Origin of the sequence: Aeromonas sp. FDAARGOS 1402 (genome assembly GCF_019046925.1) — a bacterium.
GTDB lineage: Bacteria > Pseudomonadota > Gammaproteobacteria > Enterobacterales > Aeromonadaceae > Aeromonas > Aeromonas caviae.
Map to the genome: position 1 here is coordinate 2,117,783 of NZ_CP077201.1, position 23,602 is coordinate 2,141,384.

Below are 23,602 nucleotides of genomic sequence, written 5' to 3' on the forward strand. Positions count from 1 at the left end.
CTCTAGTTGTAAGGGAAAGTTAATGTTCTGTCACCTGATCTGTAACCGACGACGCATATCCGCCTGAATTGCCCCTCCGCACTCGTTGCATTAAAGGGGCGATAGCCGACCCCTTGCACCGCAGCACCATGCTGTGAATTTCGAACCCAGACTTGGAATACTCAAACATGCTTAAGACCGTTATCGTCGGTGCCAGTGGCTACGCGGGGGCCGAACTGGCCGCTCTGGTCCAGAACCATCCACAACTCGAGCTGTTCGGCCTCTATGTTTCCGCCGGCAGCCAGGACGCCCACAAGCGCTTCTCTTCCCAGCATCCCCAGTGGGTGGGCAAGCTGGATCAGCCGCTGCTGCCCCTGGACGAAGACGGCATGACCCGGATCCTGACCCAGGCCGATCTGGTGGTGCTGGCCACTGCTCACGAGGTGAGTGCGGAACTCGCGCCCAAGTTCCTGGCCAAGGGGTTGCCGGTGTTCGATCTCTCCGGTGCCTTCCGGGTCAATGATCAGCAGTTCTACTCCTCCTTCTACGGCTTCACCCACGAGAATGAGCAGTGGCTGGAGCAGGCCGCCTACGGTCTGGCCGAGTGGAATGCCGATGCCGTCAAGGCCGCCCAGCTGATTGCCGTGCCGGGATGCTACCCGACCGCCTCCCTGTGCGCCCTCAAGCCGCTGCAACAGGCCGGGCTGATTGCCCAGGGGTGGCAGCCCATCATCAATGCGGTTTCCGGCGTCTCCGGGGCCGGTCGCAAGGCCGCCATCAACACCAGTTTCTGCGAAGTGAGCCTCAATCCCTACGGCACCTTCAATCACAGGCACCAGCCGGAGATCAGCCACCACCTCGGCAAGGAGGTGCTGTTCCAGCCCCACCTCGGCAACTATGTGCGGGGCATCCTGGCCACCATCTATGTGCAACTGGCGGAAGGGGTGACGCCGACCCAGGTCGATCAGGCCTACCTCAAGGCCTACGAAGGCAAGCCGCTGGTACGCCTCACCGGCCAGATGCCCTCCATCCGTGGCGTGGCGAGCACGCCCTACTGCGACATCGCCTGGCAGCAGCAGGGCAACATGCTGGTGGTGGTTTCTGCCATCGACAACCTGCTCAAGGGGGCCGCCTCGCAAGCCATGCAGTGCATAAATATCAAGTTTGGTTTTGAACCGGCCACCGGCCTGATTTAACGCTTTAAGAAAGGATCGAGAAGATGGACAAGCAGACGCTGGTAATCAAGTTGGGTGGTGCCCTGATCGAGAACGACGAGGCCCTGACCGCCCTGTTCGCCACCCTGAAGACCTTCCTGGATGATCAGCACCGTCCTCTGGTGCTGGTGCACGGTGGTGGCTGCCTGGTGGACGACCTGCTCAAGGGGCTGGGCATGACCTCCACCAAGAAGAACGGCCTGCGGGTGACCCCGTTCGAGCAGATCCCCGTGATTGCCGGTGCCCTGGCCGGTACCGCCAACAAGATGATGATGGCCAAGGCCATCTCCACCGGCATTCCTGCTGTGGGTCTGTGCCTCGCCGACGGCGGTCTGTGCCAGGTGACCCAGCTCGATCCGGATCTCGGTGCGGTCGGTGACTGCAAACCCGGCAACCCGGCGCTGGTGGCCGGCATCCTGGGGCAGGGCTTCCTGCCGGTGGTGAGCTCCATCGGCATCACCGCCGACGGACAGATGATGAACGTCAATGCGGATCAGGCGGCCACCGCCATCGCCGAAGCGCTGGGCGCCGATCTGGTGATGCTGTCGGATGTGAGCGGCATTCTGGATGGCAAGGGCAAGCTGGTGCCGCAACTGGACAAGCAGAGCGCGCTGGACCTGATGGAGAAGGGAGTTATCACGGACGGCATGGCCGTCAAGGTGAAAGCCGCCCTGCACGCCGCCGAAACTCTGGGCAAGCCGGTCTGTGTCGCCAGCTGGCGCTACCCGGATCAGCTGCTCAAGCTGCTGGCTGGCGGCGCGGTCGGCACCCAGGTCACCCTCTGATCTCCACCGGGAAAAGGACAATCCGATGCAACATCTTCTGAAAGACAGTGATTTAAGCAAGGCCCAGATCGAGGCGCTGCTGGCGCTTGGCAAAGCGGTCAAGGCCGATCCGAAGAAATACAGCCAGGCCCTGGCGGGCAAGAGCGTGGTCACCCTGTTCGAGAAGCCCTCCCTGCGTACCCGGGTCACCTTCGACATCGGCATCGCCAAACTGGGTGGTCACAGTGTCTATCTGGATCAGCAGAACGGGGCGCTCGGCAAGCGGGAGTCGGTGAAGGATTTCGCCAGCAACCTGTCCCGCTGGTGTGACGCCATCGTCGCCCGGGTGTTCGATCACCAGACCCTGGTCGAGCTGGCCGAGTTCGGCTCGGTGCCTGTGGTCAACAGCCTGTGCAACCTCTACCACCCCTGCCAGGGGCTGGCGGATTTCATGACCATCAGCGAGCACTACAGCGATCTGTCCAAGGTGAAGCTGGCCTATCTCGGCGATGGCAACAACGTGAGCCACTCCCTGCTGCTGCTGGGGGCGACCCTCGGCACCGACGTGACCCTGGTCTGCCCGAAAGGCCATGGCCCGGATACCCAGATCTTCCTGCAGGCCCAGGCGCTGGCAGCTCAATCTGGCGCGACCATACATATCAGCGATGATGTCGCGGATATCGAAGGCTTTGACGTGGTTTATACCGATACCTGGGTTTCCATGGGTGACAACACACCAATGGAGCAGGTAAAAGATATCTTCATGCCTTATCAGATCAACCAGGCCCTGCTCGATCGGACCGGCATCCAGCATGTGCTGCACTGCCAGCCGGCCCACCGGGAGCTGGAGATCACCTCGGAGGTCATGGACGGCCCAGCCTCCCTCATCATGGATGAGGCAGAAAACCGGATGCATATCCAGAACGCCGTGCTGCTGACCCTGTTCGGACAGGGCCAGAAGTAATCCGGCAACCGACCCGGAATCACCCCTTTTTATCGAATCATCACGGAGAGAAGTAAATGAGCGGAATCAACAAGATCGTACTGGCTTACTCGGGCGGACTGGATACCTCGGCCATCATTCCCTGGCTGAAGGAGCACTATGACGCTGAAATCATCGCCTTCGTCGCCGACGTGGGCCAGGAGCGTGACGATCTGGAAGGGATCGAGCAGAAGGCCATCGCCTCCGGCGCGGTCAAGTGCATCGTCAAGGATCTGCGGGAAGAGTTCGTCAAAGAGTATGTCTACCCGACCCTGAAGACCGGCGCCGTCTATGAAGGCACCTACCTGCTGGGCACCTCCATGGCTCGTCCGGTGATCGCCAAGGCGATGGTCGAGGCTGCCCTGGCAGAAGGGGCTGATGCCATCTCCCACGGTTGCACCGGCAAGGGCAACGACCAGGTGCGGTTCGAAGGGGCGGTGGCTGCTCTGGCGCCCCAGCTGAAAGTGATCGCCCCCTGGCGGTTGTGGGACATGCGCTCCCGGGAAGATCTGCTGGCCTATCTGGAAGCCCGCAACATCCCCTGCAAGGCGACCCTGAAGAAGATCTATAGCCGCGACGCCAACGCCTGGCACATCTCCACCGAGGGTGGCGAGCTGGAAAGCACCTGGAACGAGCCGTCCGAAGCGGTCTGGCAGTGGACCGTCTCTGCAGAGGATGCCCCGAACGAGCCGGAATACGTCAAGCTGACCGTGGCCAAGGGCGAAGTGGTCGCCGTTGACGACCAGCCGCTCAGCCCGCACCAGATCCTGACCACCCTGAACGAGCGTGCCGGCAAGCACGGCGTGGGCCGGATCGACATCACCGAGAACCGGATGGTGGGCATGAAGTCCCGTGGCTGCTACGAGACCCCGGGTGGTACCGTGATGGTTGCCGCACTGCGCGCCGTGGAAGAGCTGGTACTGGACAGACCGACCCGCGCCTGGCGGGAAAAGCTGGGTGCCGAGTTCTCCCACTTGGTGTATGACGGTCGCTGGTTCACTCCGCTGTGCAAGGCCATTGTCGCCTCCGCCAACGCCATCGCCGAGGAGCTCGACGGTGAAGTGGTGCTGAAGATGTACAAGGGTCAGGTCACCGCGGTGCAGAAGAAGTCGCCGAACAGCCTCTACTCCGAAGACTTCGCCACCTTCGGTGCCGACGAAGTGTACGACCAGAGCCATGCCGAAGGCTTCATCCGTCTCTACACCCTGGCGAGCCGGATCCGCGCCATGAAAGAGCAGCATCAAGCCATCGGTGGCGACCATACCCACGGCTAAGCAAGCGCTATCACCCGTTGATTCGAGGGGGCATGGCCCCCTCTTTTACAGGCAGAGAGGCCTTTTGCCATCCTCATCGGGTGTGACAAGAGCGGCTGCGCCCTGGCCGCTTCTGTGAGATAACAGGCTCACAGAAAAACAGGGCAAGATTTCAAGTTCGACGGCGCAAGGCGCCGCCGACAACGCATTCAAGGAGAGCAGTATGGCACTTTGGGGTGGACGCTTCAGTCAGGGAGCCGATAGCCGGTTCAAGCAGTTCAACGATTCGCTGCGGTTCGACTACCGTCTGGCGGAGCAGGATATTCAGGGCTCCATGGCCTGGGCCAAAGCGCTGGTCAAGGTGGGGGTGTTGACCGAGGGTGAGCAGGCTCAGTTGCAGCAGGCGATGGAGGTACTGCTCGCCTCCGTGCAGCAGGATCCCCAGCAGATCCTGAACTCGGACGCCGAAGACATCCACTCCTGGGTCGAGAGCCAGCTCATCGACGCCGTCGGCGCCCTTGGCAAGAAGCTGCACACCGGCCGCTCGCGCAACGATCAGGTTGCCACCGACCTCAAGCTCTGGTGCAAGGCACAGGGTGAACTGCTGCTCGGTTCCATCACCGCCCTGCAACAGGGGCTGGTGGCCTCCGCCCGTGCCAACCAGGCCGCGGTGCTGCCCGGTTACACCCACCTGCAGCGGGCCCAGCCGGTCACCTACGCCCACTGGGCGCTGGCCTATGTGGAGATGCTGGAGCGGGACCATTCCCGCCTGCAGGATGCCCTCAAGCGCCTCGACACCAGCCCCCTCGGCTGCGGCGCCCTGGCGGGCACCGCCTATGCCATCGACCGCGAAGCCCTGGCGCTCGACATGGGCTTTGCCGGTGCCACCCGCAACAGCCTGGATTCGGTGTCCGATCGGGATCACGTGGTGGAGCTGATGCACGTGGCGTCGCTGTCCATGGCGCACCTGTCGCGGTTTGCCGAAGATCTCATTTTCTACAACACCGGCGAGGCGGGCTTTGTTGAGCTGTCTGACGCCGTCACCTCTGGCTCGTCCCTGATGCCCCAAAAGAAGAACCCGGACGCGCTGGAGCTCATTCGTGGCAAGACCGGCCGGGTGGTCGGTGCCCAGATGGGCATGCTGATGAGCCTCAAGGCGCTGCCGCTGGCCTACAACAAGGACATGCAGGAAGACAAGGAAGGGCTGTTCGACGCCCTCGACACCTGGCACGACTGCCTCGACATGGCGGCGCTGGTGCTGATCGATCTGAAGGTCAATGGCGAGCGCACCAAGGCGGCAGCCCAGGGCGGCTACGCCAACGCCACCGAGCTGGCGGACTATCTGGTGGCCAAGGGGATTCCGTTCCGTGAGGCGCACCATATCGTCGGCGAGACCGTGGTCTATGCGATCCAGGTGAAAAAGCCCCTGGAAGAACTCTCCCTCCCCGAGTTCCAGCGCTTCAGCCCCGTGGTGGGGGAGGATGTTTACCCGAACCTGGAGCTGGAAGCGACTCTGGCCAAGCGGGTTGCCAAGGGAGGCGTCGCTCGCGAGCAGATAGAGGCAGCCCTCACCGCCGCCGAAGCCTGGCTGAGCAAGCGGGCGGGTTAAGCCAACCGGCTCGCCATGGGAACAAGAAGGCAGAACGGCAACCTCAGGGTTGCCGTTTTTTTTATGGGTACGCCTAGGCGCCGTGGGGCGCGTTGACCAGGGGCTGTTCAGCCCCTGTGTCCGGCGCTGGCATGATGTACGGCGTCCGTGAGCAGTCGTTGCAACTGGCTCCTGGCCTCGTCGGTTTCATGGCTGGCAGTGAGCAGCACCACCCCCAGGGTGCCCGGTGAGGGCAGCACGCCGCCGAGGGTGGCGAGACTGGCCGGCATGCCGATGGGGGAACGCACCGTGATCCCGAGTCCGGCCTGCACGGCGGCCCAGATCCCGCCCAGGCTCTGGCTGGTGAAGGCGATCCGCCAAGGGATCCCGGCATCGTCGAGGGCGCGGATGGCCCGTGCCCGCATCAGGCAGGGGGCATCGAAGAGCACCAGGGGCAGGGGCTCCCCGCGCGCGAGCAAAGGAGCGGGGTCCCACTCGGGGTGGGCAATCCAGGCCAGTTGCACCACCTCGATGAGGGAAAGATCCTCCCGCTCTCCCTGTGGCTGCCAGGCGAGAGCCATGTCGAGGGTGCCCTCCCTGATCCCCTGCACCAGGGCCCCGTTGCGATCGATGCGGGTCGTCATGCGCAGGGCCGGGTGCTGGCGACAGAGGGGCCCCAGCACGGCGGGGAGCAAAGATTCGCCGAAGTCCTCCTGCACCCCGAGCCGGATCTCCCCTTGCAGCAATTCCCCTTTGAGGGCGAGCACGGCTTCGTCATTGAGCGCCAGCAGCCGCTTGGCGTAGCCCAGCAGGCGCTCACCGCTGGCCGTCGGCACCAGGTGACGTCCCTGCTTCATGACCAGATCGGTGCCGCACTGTTGTTCGAGTTTTTTCAACTGGGCACTGACCGCCGAGGTGGAGCGGCACAGCCGCTGCGCCGCCAGCGCAAAGCTGCCGCACTCCAGCCCCAGCACGTAGCTGCGCAGGGCATCGAGATCCAGGCTGGGGGGAAGGGGTGACATAACTATCCTTTTAATCGGGATGATTGGTCTTGAATATTTCGATTTTTTAAATTGTAGCAGTGAGGGAGAGTGGCTTCATCCACCAAGGAGATTGCCATGACACCCGATGTTCCCGATCGCGCCACCCTGGCGCAGCTTGCCCCCCGACTCGCCCGACTGGCGGAAGAGACGCTGTTTGGCGATATCTGGCAGCGCCCCACCCTCTCGGCCCGCGAGCGCAGCCTGATCACCCTGGCCATCCTGGCGTCCCTGGGCCGGGTGCAACAACTGCCCTGGCATATTGCATTCGCCCGGCAAAACGGCCTGTCCCGGGATGAGCTGGAAGAGCTGTTCACCCATCTTGCCTTCTACGCCGGTTTGCCCGCCGCAGTGACGGCCGTGGGCTATCTGCCCCCCCGCGAGGAGGTGACCCCATGCCGCTGACCCGCATCACCCTGTGCGAGGGGATGAGCGACGCACACCTGCAGCAACTCAGCGCCCTCTACCACCAGACCCTGGTGGAGGTGTTCGAGGTGCCGCCGAAGGATAAATTCCAGATCCTCGAGATCTTGCCTGCCAGTGCGCTCATCTATGACCCCCACTACCAGACCGGCCGCCGGGACCAGGGTTTCATCCTCTTCCAGATCCTGGCGGGCAAGGTGCGCAGCACCGCGACCAGGGAGCGGCTTTATGCACGTCTCGCCGAGCGCCTTGAGGCCGAGCTTGGGATCCACCCCGACAACCTCATGGTGGTGATCCAGCAGACCGATGCCGAGGCGTGGAGTTTCGGTCAGGGCCGGATGTTCAGACAGGAGGTGGCCTCATGATCGCCATGCACTACCGATTCACCCTGCCCGCAGACTACGACATGGCGCTGATCGAGCAGCGGATCGCCAGCAATGGCGCCAGACTGGACGGCTTTCCCGGTCTGTTGTTCAAGGCCTATCTCTACAGCCGTCAGGACGATGGGGCCCTGCCGGGGCAGGAGAACCGCTATGCCCCCTTCTATGTGTGGCACAGCGCCGAGGCGATGCACCGATTCCTGGCAAGCGAGGGATTCGCGGCGCTCACCCGGCATTTCGGTTGGCCCCGCATCGAGACCTGGCATCTGCTGCGGGCGCCGGATCCGGCCTCCCTCGACGGGGCTTGCATGGCCAGGCTGCGGCGCACCAAGGTCACTTCCCACGGCGAGCTTGCCGACCTGCACGGCGAGGCCATGGTGAGCGGCTGGGATCTCACCCGATGGGAATGGCTGGAGGCGGATTTTCTCCTGTCCCTCTCATCGCCCTTGCCTGGCGGGGGCGAGATCTACCGTATCGGCTATCTGGCGAGGGGGAGAGGGGGGTAAAGCGGAATTATCTTTGTCATTGAGGTCGTTTTTCCATTCACTTTGGCTGTGAAAGTGATATTCGAACCGTGAACATAGGGTGTTATATCTCGCTTGCGGATGATGATGTGGCATTGCGGCCGCCTGCGGCAATGAACTGGCTCAGTGGGGCACATTCAGGGTGACGGCCCGCGCCGGGCAGGGCATGATCCCGCTGCAATGCGTATGGACGCGTCAACCGGATCAAGGAGTTCCCATGTACCTGCCACCCCATTTCGCCGTTACCGACCCCGAGGCGCTGCACCAGCTGATGCAGGCGAACCCCCTGGGGGCCCTGATCACCTGTGGTGAAGGGGGGCTGGATGCCAACCACCTGCCGTTCGAGTTTGATGGGGCGCAGGGGCCCCACGGTGTGCTGCGGGCCCATGTGGCCCGCAACAACCCGCTTTGGCAGGAGGTGAAAGAGGGCGACGAGGTGCTGGTGATCTTCCGGGCCGCCGAGGGTTATATCTCCCCCAGCTGGTATCCGGGCAAGCAGGTGCATCACAAGCAGGTGCCGACATGGAACTACTGCGTGGTGCACGCCCATGGCCGTATCCGGGTGAGGGACGATGCCCGCTTCGTGCGTCGCCTGCTCGCGACCCTGACCCGTACCCACGAGGCGGGAGAATCCACCCCCTGGAAGATGGCGGATGCACCGAGAGACTATCTCGAGACCATGGTGCAGGCCGTGGTGGGCATAGAGATCGAGATTGAGCGGCTGGTCGGCAAGTTCAAGCTGGGTCAGAACAAGGAGGCGGCGGATCGCCTGGGAGCGGCCAATGCCCTGCAGGAGCGCGGGCAGACCGCACTGGCCGGCGCCATGCTGAGCCCGCCTCCTTCACAGCCCTAGCGTGACACCTTGAGATCCGGCCCGACAAAAACGGCAACCGTCTGGTTGCCGTTTTTCATGGTTCCACTCCCGCTCACGCGCTGGCATTGAGCAGCTTGCCGACGCCTTCCCCCGGGCCCTGGGGCAGGGTTTGCTTGAAGGCAGAAAGCAGCTGATCGAGGTTGAGGTCGCTGTTGCCGAGGGAGCCCTTGAGGGTGTCGAGCTCGCTCTGCAGCGCGTCGAGGCGGGTGCTCTGGGTGCCGTCTGCCAACTGGGTGCGGGCGGCATCGATGGCCTGGGGCAGGGGCTGGCCCGAGGATTCCTGACCCAGGGTCTGCATCAGCGCCCCCATGAAGTGGTTGATGGCGGGGCGGTTCTGCTCGCTGTCAGCCTCCTGGATGCCGAGGCGCTGGAACAGGCTCTGCACCATGGGGGCAAGGTGCACGGCAGGCTCGGTCTGGGCGGGCGGCGTGCCGTCGCCCAGCAGCTTGCTGCCGAGCTTGATGGCAAGGGAGGCGAGGGGAGGCAGGGTGCCGATGGCGATCATGATGTCACTCTCCGTACGACTGATGTCATGACGGAGCAGGGAACGGGCCAGCTTGGCGAACATTCAACCGAAAAATGGCAGGGGATTGATCCTGCTGTGAATTTCGTTTTTGCCAGGCGGAGGACGGGCGGGTGCGAGCGGGGGCGGCGGCAAACCCTTGCAGCCCGGGGGCTGGCCGGTTTGCCGCCCGGCTTGCCGGATCAGAGCTCCTTGAACGGGCGGCGCTTCTCCTCCTCGATGACGATGGCCTCCAGATTGGCGATGCGCTCCTGCAACTCCTTGATGATCATGTCCTGCTTGCCGAGACGATCGGTAATGCGGGCATCCCCCATCTGGTAGCGGGCGCGTTTGGTGAGATAGCTGAACGACACGCTGATAAAGACGATCAGGACGATACCTGTCCACATGGTCATGAATGACTCCTTTCAAGATTTGAACGAGAGGATCTGTCTCCCGCGCTGTCGTTGTCTCATACCCGACCTTGGGCGGCAATGCCCGCCTGGTTGTTCAGAGCGGCCAGAGCGGCCAGCCGAGCCAGATCCCGAGCAGCAGCAACTGCCCCCAGACGATGGCCCAGAACCGCAGGCGGTAGCTCCCCTTCTGGGTCTTGTGGCGCAGCCACTGGCGGGCGACCAGGGCGCCAGGCCAGCCGCCGCACAGCTCAAGCAGATGCAGGCGGGCCTCGGGGACGCGCCAGCCGCCACGAATGGCCTGGCGTTTGTCCCAGGCGTAGACGACCAGGGTCAGCAGGCTCATCAGCAGGATCAGGGCCAGCGGCCACCAGTTGGCATCGTGCGCGCCGAGCCAGCCTGCCCAACCCAAAGGCAGCAGGGCAAGGGCCATCATGACAGGCACGCCTGATCCCGAGTCTCGCCCGGTTGTAGCGTGCGGATCACCCGGGCCGGATTACCCACCGCCAGGGAGTCCGCCGGGATGTCCCGGGTGACCACGGCGCCAGCCCCTATGATGGAGCGGGGCCCTATGGTGACGCCTGGGCAGATGATGGCCCCGCCGCCAATCCAGCAGTCATCGCCGATCCGCACCGGCTTGTTGTAGGCGGTCCAGTTGCGTCGCTCCAGATAGTCCATGGTGTGGGTGGCGGTGTAGATCTGCACGTTGGGGGCCAGCAACACATGGTTGCCGATGTGCACCTCGCCCACGTCGAGTATGGTGACGTTGAAGTTGAAGAAGGTCTTCTCGCCGATGTGGATGTTGCGGCCGAATTCGCAGGTGAAGGGGGTGCTGATCCAGCAGGAGTCGGGACAGTGGGCGAAGAGGTCGCGGCAGATCTGCTGGCGCAGGACGTGATCCCCCGCCGGTGAGGCGTTGAGCCGGCTCAGCAGCGCCTGGCCGCGAATGCGGTCGTTCGCTATCTCCTCGCTCTGGCTGTCCAGGGCGCCCCCCGCCAGTACCTTGTCCCAGTCGCTTGCCATGGTCATCTCCTCCTGCTGCAAGAGGGGGCAGTATACGCGACAAGGGGAGGGGGTGTCAGAGTGCCGGGCCCGTCAGGTGATCCCCGTCATCCTGTCATCACGTCATCACGTCATCACGTCATCACGTCATCAGGACAAGGGGCAGGATGAGCAGGATGGAGACGAGGTAGGGGAGCAAGACCCGCCGCCCCAGGCTGCGTCCGCCAATCACCAGTGCCAGCACCCCTTTCACCAGGGAGTTGACCAGCCCGGCGAGCAGTATGCCTCTGGCCGCCACCTCCAGGGCCAGCTCCTTCTGGGCGAGCTGGGAGAGGGATAGGGTGATGGCGTCCACGTCCGTGATGCCGGAGACCAGCGACAGCAGATAGACCCCGGAGTTGCCCACCTTGTTTTGCAGCAGGGTGGCCATGAAGCCGATGAGGGCGAGCAGCAGACCGAACTTGATGGCGGTGGCGAGATCCAGCGGGTTGCGGGTTTCGGGCTGTACCGGGCCGTCCGGCATCTCTTCCCGCTGGCGCCAGAACCAGAACGCAAAGCCGTAGACGATGGCTGCCAGCAGCAGCAGGGGGACAGCCAGACGCAGCGCCAGCTCTCCGTGGATGATCAGCACCAGTGCCAGCAGCCTGAGCCACATGGTGGCCCCCGCCAGCAGGATGCCGGTGGCCAGCAGCCGCTCCAGCCCCCCCTGCTCCTTGTTGAGGCGGGCAAATTGCAGGGTGAGGGCGGTGGAGGAGGCGAGCCCCGCCAGCATGCTGGTGAGCACCAGCCCGGAGCGGGTGCCGAGCAGGCGCACCGCGAAGTGACCACAGAACGAGATGCCGGCGATCACCACCACCATGAGCCAGATCTTGAAGGGATTGAAGGCATTGAGGGGACCCATCTCGGTATCGGGGAGCACCGGCAGCAGCACCAGGGAGATGAGCAGAAAGCGCAGGGTGGCGTGAAACTCCATTTCGCTCAAGAACAGCATCCCCTGCTGGATCTTGCCCTTGAGCCCCATCAGGAGGGCCGCCAGCACGGCGCAGGCCACCGCCTCGCTCGGGCTCTGCAGCACCGACATCAGCCCCAGCAGGTAGGTGAGCACCATGGCTACCGAGCTGGTGAGGCCGAACTCCCCCTGCCAGCGCTGGGCCAGCCAGACCGAGAGGCCGCACCCCGTCACCACGGTCAGCAGACCGAGCAGGGCCAGCCAGGCGCCCAGGGTGGGCAGCAGCAGGGCGCAGACCCCGCCGAGCAGACCGATGAGGCCATAGGTGCGCATCCCGGCGATGCGCTGGTTGTCTCCGAGCTGGCGCACCTGCCAGCCCCGCTCCAGCCCGATGATGAGCCCGATGGCCAGGGACACCAGGGCGCCGTAGACGGGCTCGGCCTCTATCCACATGGGTTTCTCCTCCCGCTGCCGTTTCAGTGAGGATGGCACAGGGCATCCCGGGGCAGGGGGAGCTGGCTCACAGGGCTGGTGTCCCGCCTGCCGGGGTCTTGCAAACAAAAAAAAGGCGCCACCTGGAGGGGGCGCCTGGAAAGGTCAAACCTTGCGGTTTGCAGACCAACGGAACCAAAGATCACACACTTCAAACTCAGCACTGCTGTGGGGGCAGGGCTCAACCCTGCCACTTGCCTCCTTCCACTATCACGTCGTTGGGATCGGTATCGGCGCTCAGTTTGTCGCGCACATACTGGTCGTAGAGTTTGAGCAGGTACTTCTCTTCCCCCAGCTTGGCGAGACGGTCGTTGACCCAGTCCCGCAGCTCGATATTGCCCTTCTTCACCGCCGGGGCGATGGGGTCTTCCGAGCCCAGCTTCTCGGGCAGCACCCGATAGCCCGGGTTCTCCTTGGCCCAGCTGAACAGCACCAGGTTGTCCTGGGCATAGGCATCGCCACGGCCCTGGGTCAGCGCCTGCAGGGATTCGGTGTTCTTCTCGAACTTGAGCACCTTCCACTCCGGGTGGTTGCGGGTCAGCCAGATGTCGGCCGTGGTGCCGGTGGTGACGATAAGCCGCTTGCTGGCCAGATCGTCGAGCTTCTTGGCGTCGCTGCCTTCCGGCACCAGCACCTGCACCGCGACCTTGAGGTTCGGGTTGGTGAAGTCCACCACCTGCCGCCGCTCCGGGGTCACCGTCATGTTGGCGAGGATGAGATCCACCTTGTCGCTCTGCAGGAAGGGGATGCGGCTGGCGGGCTCCACCGCCACGAACTCGACCTTGTTCTCGTCCCCCAGCAGATCCTTGGCGAAGCGGCGGCCGAGATCGGTGTCAAAGCCGACGTAGTTGCCCTTCTCGTCCACATAGCCAAACGGCGGCTTGTCGGTGAAGACGCCGACGATGAGCTTGTCACGGGCCTTGATCTTGGCGAGGGAACCGTCTTCTGCCTGGGCGGCGCCGCTGGCGAGGCCCAGGCCGATGAGGGCGCTAAACAGGACCGAGGTAATTATCTTCATGCTGACTCCTTTCGTTTGCTGACAGTTGTATAAGAAAACTTAGCGAGGAACTGGCGGGCACGCTGGCTCCTGGGATTGTCGAAAAATTGATGGGGGGCTGCCTGCTCCAGGATGTGGCCGCCGTCCATGAAGACGATGCGATCCGCCACCGCCTGGGCGAACGCCAGCTCGTGGGTGACGATGAGCAGGGTCATGCCGCTGCCGGCGAGATCCCGGATCACCTCCAACACCTCCTGCACCATCTCGGGATCCAGCGCAGCGGTCACCTCGTCAAACAGCATCACCTGCGGGTTCATGCACAGGGCCCGCACGATGGCGATGCGCTGCTGCTGGCCGCCGGAAAGCTGACGTGGATAGTCGTGGCGCCGCTCCCACAGGCCGATGCGAGTCAGCAGCTGTTCCGCCTGCAGCAGGGCTTCCTGCCGCTCCCGCTTCTGCACCTGCACAGGGCCGAGCAGCACGTTCTCCAGCACCGTCAGGTTGGGGAAGAGGTGATAGCTCTGGAACACCATGCCGATGCGCTGGCGCAGCCGCTGCCAGTCGGTGCTGGCATCCAGCCTGTCTCCATCGAAGCGAATGTCGCCCCCCTGAATGGGTTCGAGCCCGTTGAGGGTGCGCAGCAAGGTACTCTTGCCGCAGCCGCTCGGCCCCAGGATGACGATCACTTCCCCGGCGTTCACCGTGAGGCTGACCTCGTCCAGTACCCGGTGTTGGCCGAATTGTTTGCTGACAGCATTGAGCTCAAGCAGAGGTGTCATACCGCATTACCCCATTGTTGCTCCAGCCGGCGCGAGGCAAGCGAGAGCGGATAGCAGACCAGAAAAAAGAACAGGAACAGCAGACCGTAGATGAGCAGCGAGCCATAGGTGCGCTCGATGATCTGCTGGCCCACCTTGATCACCTCCACCACCCCGATCAGCACCGCCAGCGAGCTGGTCTTGATGATGCGGGTGTAGATGTTGATGGTCGGCGGCGTCAGCCGTTGCAGCGCCTGGGGCAGCAGCACGTGACGATAGAGTTGCCAGCGGGAGAGCCCGAGCGCCAGGCCAGCCTCCTGCTGGCCGCGGGCGAGGGACTTGAGGCCGCCGCGCACTACCTCTCCCACCTCGCTGGCGCCCCACAGGGCCAGCACCAGCACGGCGCACCAGAAGGCCGGGATATCCAGGCCAAAGAAGATCGGCAGCCCGAAGAAGAAGAGGTAGAGCCAGACCAGCACGGGCACCACCCGAAACAGCTCCAGATAGACCCGAAGCACTACCCGAGTCAGCCTTCCCCCTTGCTGGGCCAGCACGCCGTAACCGACCCCGCCCAGGGTGGCGAACAGGATGGCGAGCAGGGAGATGGCGAGGGTCTGACCCGCGCCCACCGCCAGCAGCGGCAGCGCCTGCGCCAACTGCTCAGTGACCGGACTGGCCATAGTGACCCCTCCCTTCTTGTGTATGGGTGGCGAGTGACGGCGGCAGAAAGATAAGTCCCCACATCGGGATCCTCGTCTGCATCAGCGATTCAGTGACCGGACTGACCATATTGATCCCTCCTTTCCTCTGCATTGGTGGCGAGTGACGGTGGCAGCAGGAAAATAGATGCCTGCATCAGCGATTCAGTGACCGAACTGACCATACTGCAGCCTCCTTTCAACGACGCGCAGGGCCAAGGAGAGCGGCAGAAAGATCAACACGCACATCAAGGTCAGCACCGCCAGCATCTCGTAGGTCTTGTAGTAGAGGGCGATGTAGTTCCTGGTGGTGTAAAGGAGCTCGGGCACCGCCACCGCCGAGGCCACCGTGGTCTCTTTGAGCAGGAAGATGAAGTTGGCAAACAGCGCCGGCAGGCTGGCGAGCCAGGCCTGGGGCAGTTGCACATGGCGCAGCAGTTGCCAGCGGGAGAGGCCGATGGCCCGACCCGCCTCCAGCTGACTGGCGGGGACCGCCTGCACCCCGGCCCGCAGCGCCTCGGTCAGGTAGCCGCCGCCGAGGAAGGTCATGGCGATCACCGCAGTGGCAAAGCCCGACAGCGACAGGTCGAGCGCCGGCAGCCCGAAGTAGAGAAAGAACAGCTGGATCAGGAGCGGCGTGTTGCGGGCCAGCTCCACATAGGCGTGGATCACCCGGTTCAGCCAGGGCTTGTGCAAGCTTTGCAGCGTCACGTTGAGCAGGGCCACGGTGAGGGAGGTGACAATGACGATGGCGCCGAGTTGCAGGGTGACCCAGACCGATTGGCCAAAGGCCGGCAGGGTGGTGAGGACAAAGGACCAGTCGAAACTCATGCCGGGATCCTCCCGTCACGGCGCAGCCGCTGGGGCAGCACTGTGATGGCGTCCGGGTACTTGATGCCGGCGCCGGTGTTGAGCACCACCACCCGCTCGCCCCCCTGGATCCAGCCCGACTCTCGCAGCTGGCGGGCGGCGGCGAAGGCGGCCGCCCCTTCCGGGCAGACGAAGCTGCCTTCCCGGGAGGCGAGCTGGCGGATCTCGCTCTGGATGGCCCTGTCGTCCACCGCGACGGCGCAGCCCTCGGTGCGATAGAGGGCGTCCAGCACCAGAAAGTCCCCCAGCGCCTTGGGCACATTGATGCCGAACGCCAGGGTCTGGGAGTCGGGCCAGAAGCGCGACTCGCGCTCCCCCTGTTGCCAGGCCTGGACTATGGGGGCGCAGCCGCTCGCCTGCACCGCCACCAGCCGGGGCAGGTCGCCCTTGACCCAGCCCAGCTCCTGCAATTCCCGCAGCGCCTTGTAGATACCGATGAGGCCGACTCCGCCACCTGTGGGGTAGAGGATGACGTCCGGCAGGGTCCAGCCGAGCTGCTCGGCGATCTCCAGCCCCATGGTCTTCTTGCCCTCGATGCGATAGGGCTCCTTAAGGGTGGAGGCATCGAACAGTCCCTGCTCGGCCACCGCCTCGGCCACCTGGCGACCGGCGTCGCTGATGAGGCCGTCCACCAGATAGAGGCGGGAGCCAGCCAAGGATGTCTCCAGCCGGGTGATGGCGGGGGCCGCCTGGGGCATGACTATGGTGCTGCGCAGCCCGGCGCGGGCGCCGTAGAGCGCCCAGGCCGCACCAGCGTTGCCGTTGGTGGGCATGGCGAAGTGGGTGACGCCGAGCTCCCGGGCGCGGGAGACGCCGACCGCGGCGCCACGGGCCTTGAAGGAGCCGGTGGGGATGACGCTCTCATCCTTCATCCAGAGATCCGGGATGCCTATCTGCTTGCCCAGGGTGGGCAGGGGCAGCAGGGGGGTGAAGCCTTCCCCCAGGGTGACCACCTGGGCGGGGTCGCGTACCGGCAGCAGCTCGTGATAACGCCACAGGCTGGCGGGACGGCCCAGCAGGGCGGCCGGATGCCAGGCCTGCTTCAGGGCCTCGAGATCGTAGCTGGCGAGCAGTGGCGCACCGACCCGGCTCAGTTGCTGGGGCTGATCGGCATCATGGATCTCGCCCGTCTTGCTGCACCGCAGATGTGATAGGTAGCTGTACGGCATGCTTTATCCTGAATGTGTCACGTTGGCTGGTTTCTTATTCCATCCTGTGACCCAGGGGCCGGATAACAAACAAAATAAAGCGGCAAACTTAAGCGAAAAAAGTCATATGACTCCTGCGAGATGAAGGGGGGCGGCAGGGCGACGCCGACCCCGCTGGGGGGTTGGGCCATCCGGCACTCTTTGTTACCCTGCCCGCTTCACCGAAATTGCAGGGAGCCGCCTCGATGCGAGCCATTGTCAGCCTGCTGGCCCTGTCACTGCTGTGTGCGTGCAGCGGTCAGTCAACCAAAGAGGATGCCATGTCAGGGAAAGCGAGCCTTCACTACCCCGTCACCCGCCAGGGTGAGCAGGTGGATCACTACTTCGGCCAGGCCGTGGCCGACCCCTATCGCTGGCTGGAGGATGACCGCAGCCCCGAGACCGAGGCCTGGGTCGAGGCCCAGAACGCCGTGACCCGGGACTACCTGGCGCAGATCCCGTATCGCGCCGCCATCAAGGAGAAGCTCGCCGCGTCCTGGAACTACGCCAAGGAGGGGGCGCCGTTTCGCGAGGGGCGCTACCACTACTTCTTCAAGAACGACGGCCTGCAGAACCAGAACGTGCTGTGGCGCCAGCAGGAGGGCAAGCCGGCCGAGGTGTTCCTCGATCCCAATACCCTCAGCCCTGACGGCACCACGGCGCTGGATCAGCTGAGCTTCTCCCGGGACGGCCGCATCCTGGCCTACTCATTGTCGCTGGCCGGCAGCGACTGGCGCGAGATCCACTTGATGGACGTGGAGAGCAAGCAGCCGCTGGAAGCGCCCCTCAAGGACGTGAAGTTCAGCGGCATCAGCTGGCTCGGCAACGAGGGCTTCTTCTACTCGAGCTACGACAAGCCCGACGGCAGCGAGCTGTCGGCCAGGACCGATCAGCACAAGGTCTATTTCCACCGGCTCGGCACGGCGCAGGAGGATGACCGGCTGGTGTTCGGCGCCATCCCGGCCCAGCACCACCGTTACGTGGGGGCGACCGTCACCGAAGATGACCGCTTCCTGCTTATCTCGGCGGCGAACTCCACCTCAGGCAACCGCCTCTATGTGAAGGATCTGAGCCAGGAGAACGCGCCGCTGCTGACGGTGCAGGGGGATCTGGAGGCGGACGTGAGCCTGGTGGATAACAAGGGCGGCACCCTTTACCTGCTGACCAACCGGGACGCCCCCAATGGCCGGCTGGTGACGGTGGATGCCGCCAACCCGGGTCCGGCCCGCTGGCGGGATCTCATCCCCGAGCGCCAGCAGGTGCTGACGGTGCACAGCGGCAGCGGCTATCTGTTCGCCGAATACATGGTGGATGCCACCGCCCGGGTCGAGCAGTTCGACTACGAAGGCAAGCGGGTGCGCGAGGTGGCGCTGCCCGGCCTTGGCAGCGTCAGCGGCTTCAACGGCAAGCACGATGATCCCGCCCTCTACTTCGGCTTCGAGCACTATGCCCAGCCGCCGACTCTCTACCGGTTCGAGCCCAAGAGCGGCGCCATCAGCCTCTATCGCGCCTCGGCGGCGCCGTTCAAACCGGAGGATTACGTTTCCGAGCAGCGCTTCTACCAGAGCAAGGACGGCACCCGGGTGCCGCTCATCATCAGCTACCGCAAGGGGCTGAAACTCGATGGCAGCAACCCGACGATCCTCTACGGCTATGGCGGCTTCGACGTGAGCCTGACCCCGAGCTTCAGCGTGTCGGTAGCCAACTGGCTGGATCTGGGGGGCGTCTATGCGGTGGCCAACCTGCGCGGGGGCGGCGAGTACGGCCAGGCCTGGCACCTGGCGGGCACCCAGCAGAACAAGCAGAACGTGTTCGACGATTTCATCGCGGCGGCCGAGTACCTCAAGGCCGAGGGCTACACCCGCACCGATCGGCTGGCGATCCGAGGTGGCTCCAACGGCGGTCTGCTGGTGGGGGCCGTGATGACCCAGCGGCCGGATCTGATGCGGGTCGCCCTGCCGGCGGTGGGGGTGCTCGACATGCTGCGCTACCACACCTTCACCGCCGGGGCGGGCTGGGCCTATGACTACGGCACCAGCGCCGACAGCGAGGCGATGTTCGACTACCTGAAGGGCTACTCGCCCCTGCACAACGTCCGGCCCGGGGTCAGCTACCCCTCGACCCTGGTGACCACGGCGGATCACGACGATCGGGTGGTGCCGGCCCACTCCTTCAAGTTTGCCGCCACCCTGCAGGCCGACAATGCCGGCCCCCATCCCCAGCTCATCCGCATCGAGACCAATGCCGGGCACGGGGCGGGCACGCCGGTGGCCAAACTTATCGAGCAGAGTGCGGACATCTATGCCTTCACTCTGTACGAGATGGGCTATCAGCAGTTGCCTCGTCAGCCTTGATCCGGGCGAGGCGGGCGCCAGCCATCCATTATCATCAGGGCCCTGCGGGGCCCTTTTATTGTCGCGCGTTTGAACGTGGGCCTACGACCATCCCTGTCTCGCCGCTGGCCCGCTTTGGTAGACGGGCCCCATCTGTCATCCCCCCGGTGGTATAGTCAGCCACAAGATCCGCATTCAAGGAGTCCATCGTGAAGAAGATCATCTACATCCTGCTGGGGTTGGCGCTGGCGGCCGTGGTGGCCATCGCCGCCCTGGTGTCCCTCATCGATCCCAATCAGTTCAAGCCCCAGCTGGTGGAACAGGTGCGCAAGAGCACCGGCCGCGAGCTGGTGATACAAGGGGATATCGGTTGGCGTTTCTGGCCAAGCCTGGGCCTCTCCCTCGAGCAGGTGGCGCTGCGCAACCCCGCCGGCTTTGCCGAGCCCGACCTAGTGCGCTTCACGCGCGGGGAGGCCTCGGTGGGCCTGTTGCCACTGCTCTCCCACAAGCTTGAGATCGGCAAGGTGACCCTGAGCGGTGCCCATCTGTTTATCCAGACCAAGGCTGACGGCAGCTCCAACCTGAGGGATCTGCTCAAGGCCTCCGCCGAGCCCAAGGGGGAGGCGGCCTCCGAGCCTGTCGCAACGACGTCCCCTGCCGCCAGCGACGAGCGGCCCTGGCAGATCAGCCTGCAAGGGGTGGAGCTGCAACAGGCCAGCGCCCTGCTGCAGGACGATCGCAACGGCACCGTCTCCCGCCTCGAACAGCTGGACCTGAACCTGGGCCAGCTGGCGGTGGCTCAGTGGGTACCGGTGACCCTGGCCGCCAAGGGTGCCCAGGGTGAACTGGCGTTTGATCTCAAGGGGTCGGCCCAGCTCAAGCTGGCGTCCGATGCCAGCCGCAGCGAGCTGAAAGATGTCGCACTGGCGGGGAGCCTGAGCGAACCGATCCAGCGGCTGGATGCCTTCTCCCTCAAGGCCGATCGGCTGGCGCTGGGGCAGTGGAGCAGCCTCACCCTCAGTCTGCAAGGGGCACAGGGGGCAGCGGACAAGCCGACCCTGGCCGGCACCCTGGAGGGGACCCTCAAGGCGCGCCTCGATGAGAACCGGCAACTGCTGGAGATATCGGATGCCGTGCTGGCCGCCAAGCTCAGCGGCGATGCCCTGCCACGTCCGCAGATGCAGGTGAAGCTGGCGGGCTTTGCCCGCGCCGAGCTGGACAAGCAGGCCGTCACCCTCAGCAACCTGGTGATGGGGGTGGATGATGCTCTGCTGAGCGGCAACGGCAGCGTGCAGCTTGGCGCCGTGCCCAGGGTAGGGTTTGACCTCAAGGGGGAGAAGCTGGATCTCGACGGCTGGCTCGGTCAACCGGCCAAGGCTGCACCTGTGGCCGCCACCTCGGGAGCGGCTGCACCGGCCGGAACGCCGGCACAGACCGCCGTGCCCGCCAACAGGGCGCTCTCCACGGCCGAACCGGATCTGACCGCCCTCAAGTCGGTGGACCTGGCTGGCCGCCTGCAACTGGGTAGCCTGCGCCTCAAGGGGCTGGATCTGAGCGCCGTCGATCTGCAACTGGCCCTGGCCGGTGGTCAGCTCACCCTCAAGCAGTTCAGTGCCGGGGTGGCCGGCGGCAAGGTGACCGCCAGCGGTCTGCTCGATGCCCGTCAGCAACCCGCCCGCTATCAGGCCAGCAAGCGGGTGCAGGGAGTCGATGTGCGGCCCCTGCTGCAGATCCTGGCCCAGACCGACCTGCTGGAAGGCAAAGGGGATCTGGAGGTGCAGGTGCAGGGCTCAGGACTCTCCGAGCAGGCGCTGCGCAGCCGGATGCAGGGCAAGGTGAACCTCAAGTTGAGCGATGGCGCCCTGCACGGCATCAACTTGGCGGAGATGATCCGCGAGGCGCGGGCCACCCTGACCGGCAAGGGGGCGGATCAGGTGAAGGAGGTGCGCAAGACCGACTTCAGCGCCCTCACCGCCAGCTTCCAGATTGCCAACGGGGTTGCCAGGAGCGATGACATCCAGCTCTTTGCCCCCGCCCTGCGGGTGAAGGGGCAGGGCCAGACCGCCCTGGTGCCGGAGACCCTCGACTTCCTGTTCCTCACCTCCGTGGTGGAGAGCAGCAAGGGGCAGGGGGGCAAGACGGTGGATGAGCTCAAGGACATCACCATACCGGTGCGCATCGGCGGCCACTGGCAGGCGCCGAGCTACAAGCTCGACGTGAAGGCCTTGCTCAGCAACAACAAGGTGCTGGAGGAGAAGGCCCGCAAGGAGGCCGAGCGCGGTCTCAAGAAGCTGCTGGGTGACAAGGCCGACAACGAAGGGGTGAAGGGGGTGGCGGACCAGCTGCTCAAGGGTCTGTTCAAATAGCCAACCTCCCGTTATTGCCATCAAGAGCCCGCCCCGTGCGGGCTCTTTGTTGTTGTGCCGGGCGTCACGGGACGAGGTGTGGTCGCCAACATGAGGTACTATGCGAAGCAGTCATCGAAACCGGGAACCGGGAGGGTTCATGAACAAACGGGTGCTGATCACCGGCGGTGGCAGAGGTATCGGGGCCGCGACAGCCCGCTATCTGGCGGCGCAGGGTTACCATCTCTGTCTCAACTATCGTCAGGACAAGGCGTCCGCCGAGGCGGTGGTGGCTGAGATTCTGGCCACCCATCCGGTCGAGTGCATCGCGGTGCAGGCCGATGTCAGCGTGGAGGCCGAGGTGGTGCGCCTGTTCGAGGAGATGGACGCGCGGCTCGGCCCCGTTACCCACCTGGTGAACAACGCCGGCAGGTTGCAGCCCCAGATGCGGGTACTGGAGATGAGCGCCGAGCGCATCAACCAGACCCTGACCACCAATGTCACCAGCTGCTTTCTCTGCTGCCGCGAGGCAGTGCGCCGCATGACGGCGGGGGGCGCCATCGTCAACGTCTCTTCCGCCGCTGCCAGGCTGGGCTCCCCCGGGGAGTACGTGGATTATGCCGCCGCCAAGGGGGCCGTCGACGTGCTGACCAGAGGCTTGTCGCTGGAGCTGGCGGCTCAGGGGATCCGGGTCAACGGGGTGCGTCCGGGTTTCATCTACACCGAGATGCATGCCGACGGCGGCGAGCCCGGCCGGGTGGACAGGATCAAGGGGGCCATTCCGCTGCAACGGGGCGGCGAACCCCGTGAGGTGGCGACCGCCATCGCCTGGCTGCTGTCGGACGAGGCCTCCTATGCCACCGGCACCTTTATCGATGTGGCAGGCGGGCGCTAGGTCATCGTAGAAAAAAGGGGGGAGGACGCTCCCCCTAAGGAATGGTTATTCGTAGACAGCAGTTGTAGAAAGCAATTTGTCAGCAAGAGTAAAAATCTCATCTATAGAACTAATGGGATGTCTGGTTTCTTTCTTTTCTTCATCAAACAATCCCAAATATTTCTGTTTTGAGTTGAAATGTAGCCGACATAGAGGTTTCCGATTGTTATCGTCAAGCAACACACCAAAATAGCTTTGTGTGTCTCTTGGTGCGATTCGACTTACATCGAATTTTTGTCTAAGAATCGCTTTCACAATATTAAATGCTTCCATTTCCTCAATCGTGGTTTCTACTTTTGATTTTTCTTGGCTATTGCCAGATTCATTATTTTCTATGGATTGTTCAGCCTCTGATATTGGCTGTGCTGTTGAGGTGCTAAGGCCACTACCTATTGCGGATTTTAATCTTGCGTTGATGCTGTCATTGAGGAATTGACTCAATGCCTTTTTTGTAATGTCGGTGAAGGACTGTTTGACACGAGCAGTCAATACTCCATCATAAATTCGGGAGGCAAAAAATTTCACAAAATCCTCTTCCGGTGCCCCAAATTGTTCTGCAAGTAACTTTTTAATCTGACTAAGATATTTAAGCTCACCAGCTGCATCAACAACAGACTCTACATCGAAGGAAGTTTTGGTTAATTTCAGTACTTCAGGAACTACGTGTTCGTCAATATCTTCCAGATCCAGCGTAAGAAATGGTTTCTCATCCATTTTGTTTGGAGCATCAAGATCTGTATAGAACTCATATTGTGCACCATTAGTCAAAATACCTATGCGGGCATTTGTAACAGAGAAATAACGGAAGAGTTGACCAGAGTGTTTAGCTGATAGTTTTTCACTATACTTTTTACATTCGACCAGAATTTGAACTTGGCCATCTTTTAGAATGGCGTAGTCAACCTTTTCGCCTTTTTTAATGCCAGTGTCAGCTGTGAACTCGGGAATCACTTCAGTAGGATCGAATACATCATAACCAAGTACACGATTGAGAAATGGCATGACAAAAGCGTTTTTGGTCGCTTCCTCAGTTGTGATCATGGAGGATTGCTGAGCAATTTTTTTGGCAAGGCTTTGCAACTGTTCTGAAAAATCCATTTT

General features: G+C 63.3%; 24 protein-coding genes. 12 read left to right on the forward strand and 12 right to left on the reverse strand.

The window, feature by feature from the left end; translation table 11 throughout:
• Positions 1-167 precede the first annotated feature (167 nt).
• The 5 genes from argC (at position 168) to argH (ending at position 5,801) form a co-directional block, all read left to right on the forward strand.
• Positions 168-1,175, forward strand: coding sequence for an N-acetyl-gamma-glutamyl-phosphate reductase (gene argC, locus I6L32_RS10170; RefSeq protein WP_216945034.1), 1,008 nt, complete (start codon positions 168-170; stop codon positions 1,173-1,175).
• Between the two features lie 23 nt (positions 1,176-1,198).
• Positions 1,199-1,978 (forward strand): acetylglutamate kinase, encoded by a 780-nt coding sequence (argB, locus tag I6L32_RS10175; protein WP_010675689.1) that lies wholly within the window; start codon positions 1,199-1,201, stop codon positions 1,976-1,978.
• Between the two features lie 25 nt (positions 1,979-2,003).
• Positions 2,004-2,921, forward strand: a complete 918-nt coding sequence (locus I6L32_RS10180) for an ornithine carbamoyltransferase (RefSeq protein WP_010675688.1) — start codon at positions 2,004-2,006, stop codon at positions 2,919-2,921.
• Positions 2,922-2,977: 56 nt separating this feature from the next.
• Positions 2,978-4,213: an argininosuccinate synthase gene (locus I6L32_RS10185; RefSeq protein ID WP_010675687.1), complete on the forward strand. Its 1,236-nt coding sequence runs from the start codon at positions 2,978-2,980 to the stop codon at positions 4,211-4,213.
• Between the two features lie 202 nt (positions 4,214-4,415).
• On the forward strand, positions 4,416-5,801 hold the full coding sequence (gene argH / locus I6L32_RS10190) for an argininosuccinate lyase (RefSeq protein ID WP_216945035.1): 1,386 nt from the start codon (positions 4,416-4,418) through the stop codon (positions 5,799-5,801).
• Between the two features lie 107 nt (positions 5,802-5,908).
• Here the strand turns inward: argH and I6L32_RS10195 are convergent, their stop codons facing one another.
• Positions 5,909-6,802 (reverse strand): LysR substrate-binding domain-containing protein, encoded by an 894-nt coding sequence (locus tag I6L32_RS10195; protein ID WP_216945036.1) that lies wholly within the window; start codon positions 6,800-6,802, stop codon positions 5,909-5,911.
• Between the two features lie 96 nt (positions 6,803-6,898).
• On the opposite strand from I6L32_RS10195, the gene I6L32_RS10200 reads away from it, so the two are divergent.
• The 4 genes from I6L32_RS10200 to I6L32_RS10215 all read left to right on the forward strand — a co-directional run bounded on the left by I6L32_RS10200 (position 6,899) and on the right by I6L32_RS10215 (position 9,000).
• Positions 6,899-7,225 carry a carboxymuconolactone decarboxylase family protein gene (locus I6L32_RS10200; RefSeq protein ID WP_010675684.1) on the forward strand — a complete coding sequence of 109 codons (327 nt, stop codon included), beginning with the start codon at positions 6,899-6,901 and terminating at the stop codon, positions 7,223-7,225.
• Entirely contained in the window at positions 7,216-7,608 is a 393-nt protein-coding gene (locus I6L32_RS10205) for a tautomerase family protein (protein WP_010675683.1), read from the forward strand. The genes I6L32_RS10200 and I6L32_RS10205 overlap by 10 nt, the downstream gene beginning before the upstream one ends.
• Positions 7,605-8,129, forward strand: coding sequence for a DUF4865 family protein (locus I6L32_RS10210; RefSeq protein WP_216945037.1), 525 nt, complete (start codon positions 7,605-7,607; stop codon positions 8,127-8,129). The genes I6L32_RS10205 and I6L32_RS10210 overlap by 4 nt, the downstream gene beginning before the upstream one ends.
• 235 nt (positions 8,130-8,364) lie before the next feature.
• Positions 8,365-9,000, forward strand: a complete 636-nt coding sequence (locus I6L32_RS10215) for an FMN-binding negative transcriptional regulator (protein WP_216945038.1) — start codon at positions 8,365-8,367, stop codon at positions 8,998-9,000.
• 73 nt (positions 9,001-9,073) lie between these two features.
• Here the strand turns inward: I6L32_RS10215 and I6L32_RS10220 are convergent, their stop codons facing one another.
• The 10 genes from I6L32_RS10220 to I6L32_RS10265 form a co-directional block, all read right to left on the reverse strand.
• Entirely contained in the window at positions 9,074-9,526 is a 453-nt protein-coding gene (locus I6L32_RS10220; protein WP_216945039.1) for a hypothetical protein, read from the reverse strand.
• Between the two features lie 200 nt (positions 9,527-9,726).
• Positions 9,727-9,939 carry a hypothetical protein gene (locus I6L32_RS10225; RefSeq protein WP_041211694.1) on the reverse strand — a complete coding sequence of 71 codons (213 nt, stop codon included), beginning with the start codon at positions 9,937-9,939 and terminating at the stop codon, positions 9,727-9,729.
• A gap of 94 nt (positions 9,940-10,033) precedes the next feature.
• Positions 10,034-10,372, reverse strand: a complete 339-nt coding sequence (locus I6L32_RS10230) for a DUF1294 domain-containing protein (protein WP_039040562.1) — start codon at positions 10,370-10,372, stop codon at positions 10,034-10,036.
• Positions 10,369-10,959 (reverse strand): sugar O-acetyltransferase, encoded by a 591-nt coding sequence (locus tag I6L32_RS10235; RefSeq protein WP_041215770.1) that lies wholly within the window; start codon positions 10,957-10,959, stop codon positions 10,369-10,371. The genes I6L32_RS10230 and I6L32_RS10235 overlap by 4 nt, the downstream gene beginning before the upstream one ends.
• Positions 10,960-11,080: 121 nt before the next feature.
• Positions 11,081-12,340, reverse strand: coding sequence for an MgtC/SapB family protein (locus I6L32_RS10240; protein ID WP_124244267.1), 1,260 nt, complete (start codon positions 12,338-12,340; stop codon positions 11,081-11,083).
• A 220-nt stretch (positions 12,341-12,560) separates the two neighbouring features.
• Positions 12,561-13,397: a transporter substrate-binding domain-containing protein gene (locus tag I6L32_RS10245; protein ID WP_216945040.1), complete on the reverse strand. Its 837-nt coding sequence runs from the start codon at positions 13,395-13,397 to the stop codon at positions 12,561-12,563.
• Positions 13,394-14,155 carry an amino acid ABC transporter ATP-binding protein gene (locus I6L32_RS10250; RefSeq protein WP_069784248.1) on the reverse strand — a complete coding sequence of 254 codons (762 nt, stop codon included), beginning with the start codon at positions 14,153-14,155 and terminating at the stop codon, positions 13,394-13,396. The genes I6L32_RS10245 and I6L32_RS10250 overlap by 4 nt, the downstream gene beginning before the upstream one ends.
• On the reverse strand, positions 14,152-14,814 hold the full coding sequence (locus I6L32_RS10255; RefSeq protein ID WP_069784247.1) for an amino acid ABC transporter permease: 663 nt from the start codon (positions 14,812-14,814) through the stop codon (positions 14,152-14,154). Before I6L32_RS10255 ends, I6L32_RS10250 begins: the two co-directional genes overlap by 4 nt.
• 183 nt (positions 14,815-14,997) lie before the next feature.
• Entirely contained in the window at positions 14,998-15,663 is a 666-nt protein-coding gene (locus I6L32_RS10260; protein WP_216945041.1) for an amino acid ABC transporter permease, read from the reverse strand.
• A complete protein-coding gene (locus I6L32_RS10265) occupies positions 15,660-16,871 on the reverse strand; it encodes a threonine synthase (RefSeq protein WP_216945042.1) in 1,212 nt (403 codons plus the stop codon). Before I6L32_RS10265 ends, I6L32_RS10260 begins: the two co-directional genes overlap by 4 nt.
• 224 nt (positions 16,872-17,095) lie before the next feature.
• Between I6L32_RS10265 and I6L32_RS10270 the strand changes: the two genes are divergently transcribed.
• The 3 genes from I6L32_RS10270 (at position 17,096) to I6L32_RS10280 (ending at position 22,462) form a co-directional block, all read left to right on the forward strand.
• Positions 17,096-19,243 (forward strand): prolyl oligopeptidase family protein, encoded by a 2,148-nt coding sequence (locus I6L32_RS10270; RefSeq protein ID WP_216945043.1) that lies wholly within the window; start codon positions 17,096-17,098, stop codon positions 19,241-19,243.
• Between the two features lie 188 nt (positions 19,244-19,431).
• On the forward strand, positions 19,432-21,588 hold the full coding sequence (locus tag I6L32_RS10275) for an AsmA family protein (protein ID WP_216945044.1): 2,157 nt from the start codon (positions 19,432-19,434) through the stop codon (positions 21,586-21,588).
• 139 nt (positions 21,589-21,727) lie between these two features.
• A complete protein-coding gene (locus I6L32_RS10280; RefSeq protein ID WP_201871871.1) occupies positions 21,728-22,462 on the forward strand; it encodes an SDR family oxidoreductase in 735 nt (244 codons plus the stop codon).
• 45 nt (positions 22,463-22,507) lie between these two features.
• On the opposite strand, the gene I6L32_RS10285 is transcribed toward I6L32_RS10280, so the two are convergent.
• Positions 22,508-23,599 carry a type I restriction endonuclease gene (locus tag I6L32_RS10285; RefSeq protein ID WP_201871878.1) on the reverse strand — a complete coding sequence of 364 codons (1,092 nt, stop codon included), beginning with the start codon at positions 23,597-23,599 and terminating at the stop codon, positions 22,508-22,510.
• Positions 23,600-23,602: the final 3 nt, after the last annotated feature.

Bases quoted from the DNA above. Each gene is read 5' to 3' on its own strand.
- argC (WP_216945034.1), top strand. From the start codon at position 168: ATGCTTAAGACCGTTATCGTCGGTGCCAGTGGCTACGCGGGGGCCGAA.
- argB (WP_010675689.1), top strand. From the start codon at position 1,199: ATGGACAAGCAGACGCTGGTAATCAAGTTGGGTGGTGCCCTGATCGAG.
- I6L32_RS10180 (WP_010675688.1), top strand. From the start codon at position 2,004: ATGCAACATCTTCTGAAAGACAGTGATTTAAGCAAGGCCCAGATCGAG.
- I6L32_RS10185 (WP_010675687.1), top strand. From the start codon at position 2,978: ATGAGCGGAATCAACAAGATCGTACTGGCTTACTCGGGCGGACTGGAT.
- argH (WP_216945035.1), top strand. From the start codon at position 4,416: ATGGCACTTTGGGGTGGACGCTTCAGTCAGGGAGCCGATAGCCGGTTC.
- I6L32_RS10195 (WP_216945036.1), bottom strand. From the start codon at position 6,802: ATGTCACCCCTTCCCCCCAGCCTGGATCTCGATGCCCTGCGCAGCTAC.
- I6L32_RS10200 (WP_010675684.1), top strand. From the start codon at position 6,899: ATGACACCCGATGTTCCCGATCGCGCCACCCTGGCGCAGCTTGCCCCC.
- I6L32_RS10205 (WP_010675683.1), top strand. From the start codon at position 7,216: ATGCCGCTGACCCGCATCACCCTGTGCGAGGGGATGAGCGACGCACAC.
- I6L32_RS10210 (WP_216945037.1), top strand. From the start codon at position 7,605: ATGATCGCCATGCACTACCGATTCACCCTGCCCGCAGACTACGACATG.
- I6L32_RS10215 (WP_216945038.1), top strand. From the start codon at position 8,365: ATGTACCTGCCACCCCATTTCGCCGTTACCGACCCCGAGGCGCTGCAC.
- I6L32_RS10220 (WP_216945039.1), bottom strand. From the start codon at position 9,526: ATGATCGCCATCGGCACCCTGCCTCCCCTCGCCTCCCTTGCCATCAAG.
- I6L32_RS10225 (WP_041211694.1), bottom strand. From the start codon at position 9,939: ATGACCATGTGGACAGGTATCGTCCTGATCGTCTTTATCAGCGTGTCG.
- I6L32_RS10230 (WP_039040562.1), bottom strand. From the start codon at position 10,372: ATGATGGCCCTTGCCCTGCTGCCTTTGGGTTGGGCAGGCTGGCTCGGC.
- I6L32_RS10235 (WP_041215770.1), bottom strand. From the start codon at position 10,959: ATGGCAAGCGACTGGGACAAGGTACTGGCGGGGGGCGCCCTGGACAGC.
- I6L32_RS10240 (WP_124244267.1), bottom strand. From the start codon at position 12,340: ATGTGGATAGAGGCCGAGCCCGTCTACGGCGCCCTGGTGTCCCTGGCC.
- I6L32_RS10245 (WP_216945040.1), bottom strand. From the start codon at position 13,397: ATGAAGATAATTACCTCGGTCCTGTTTAGCGCCCTCATCGGCCTGGGC.
- I6L32_RS10250 (WP_069784248.1), bottom strand. From the start codon at position 14,155: ATGACACCTCTGCTTGAGCTCAATGCTGTCAGCAAACAATTCGGCCAA.
- I6L32_RS10255 (WP_069784247.1), bottom strand. From the start codon at position 14,814: ATGGCCAGTCCGGTCACTGAGCAGTTGGCGCAGGCGCTGCCGCTGCTG.
- I6L32_RS10260 (WP_216945041.1), bottom strand. From the start codon at position 15,663: ATGAGTTTCGACTGGTCCTTTGTCCTCACCACCCTGCCGGCCTTTGGC.
- I6L32_RS10265 (WP_216945042.1), bottom strand. From the start codon at position 16,871: ATGCCGTACAGCTACCTATCACATCTGCGGTGCAGCAAGACGGGCGAG.
- I6L32_RS10270 (WP_216945043.1), top strand. From the start codon at position 17,096: ATGCGAGCCATTGTCAGCCTGCTGGCCCTGTCACTGCTGTGTGCGTGC.
- I6L32_RS10280 (WP_201871871.1), top strand. From the start codon at position 21,728: ATGAACAAACGGGTGCTGATCACCGGCGGTGGCAGAGGTATCGGGGCC.
- I6L32_RS10285 (WP_201871878.1), bottom strand. From the start codon at position 23,599: ATGGATTTTTCAGAACAGTTGCAAAGCCTTGCCAAAAAAATTGCTCAG.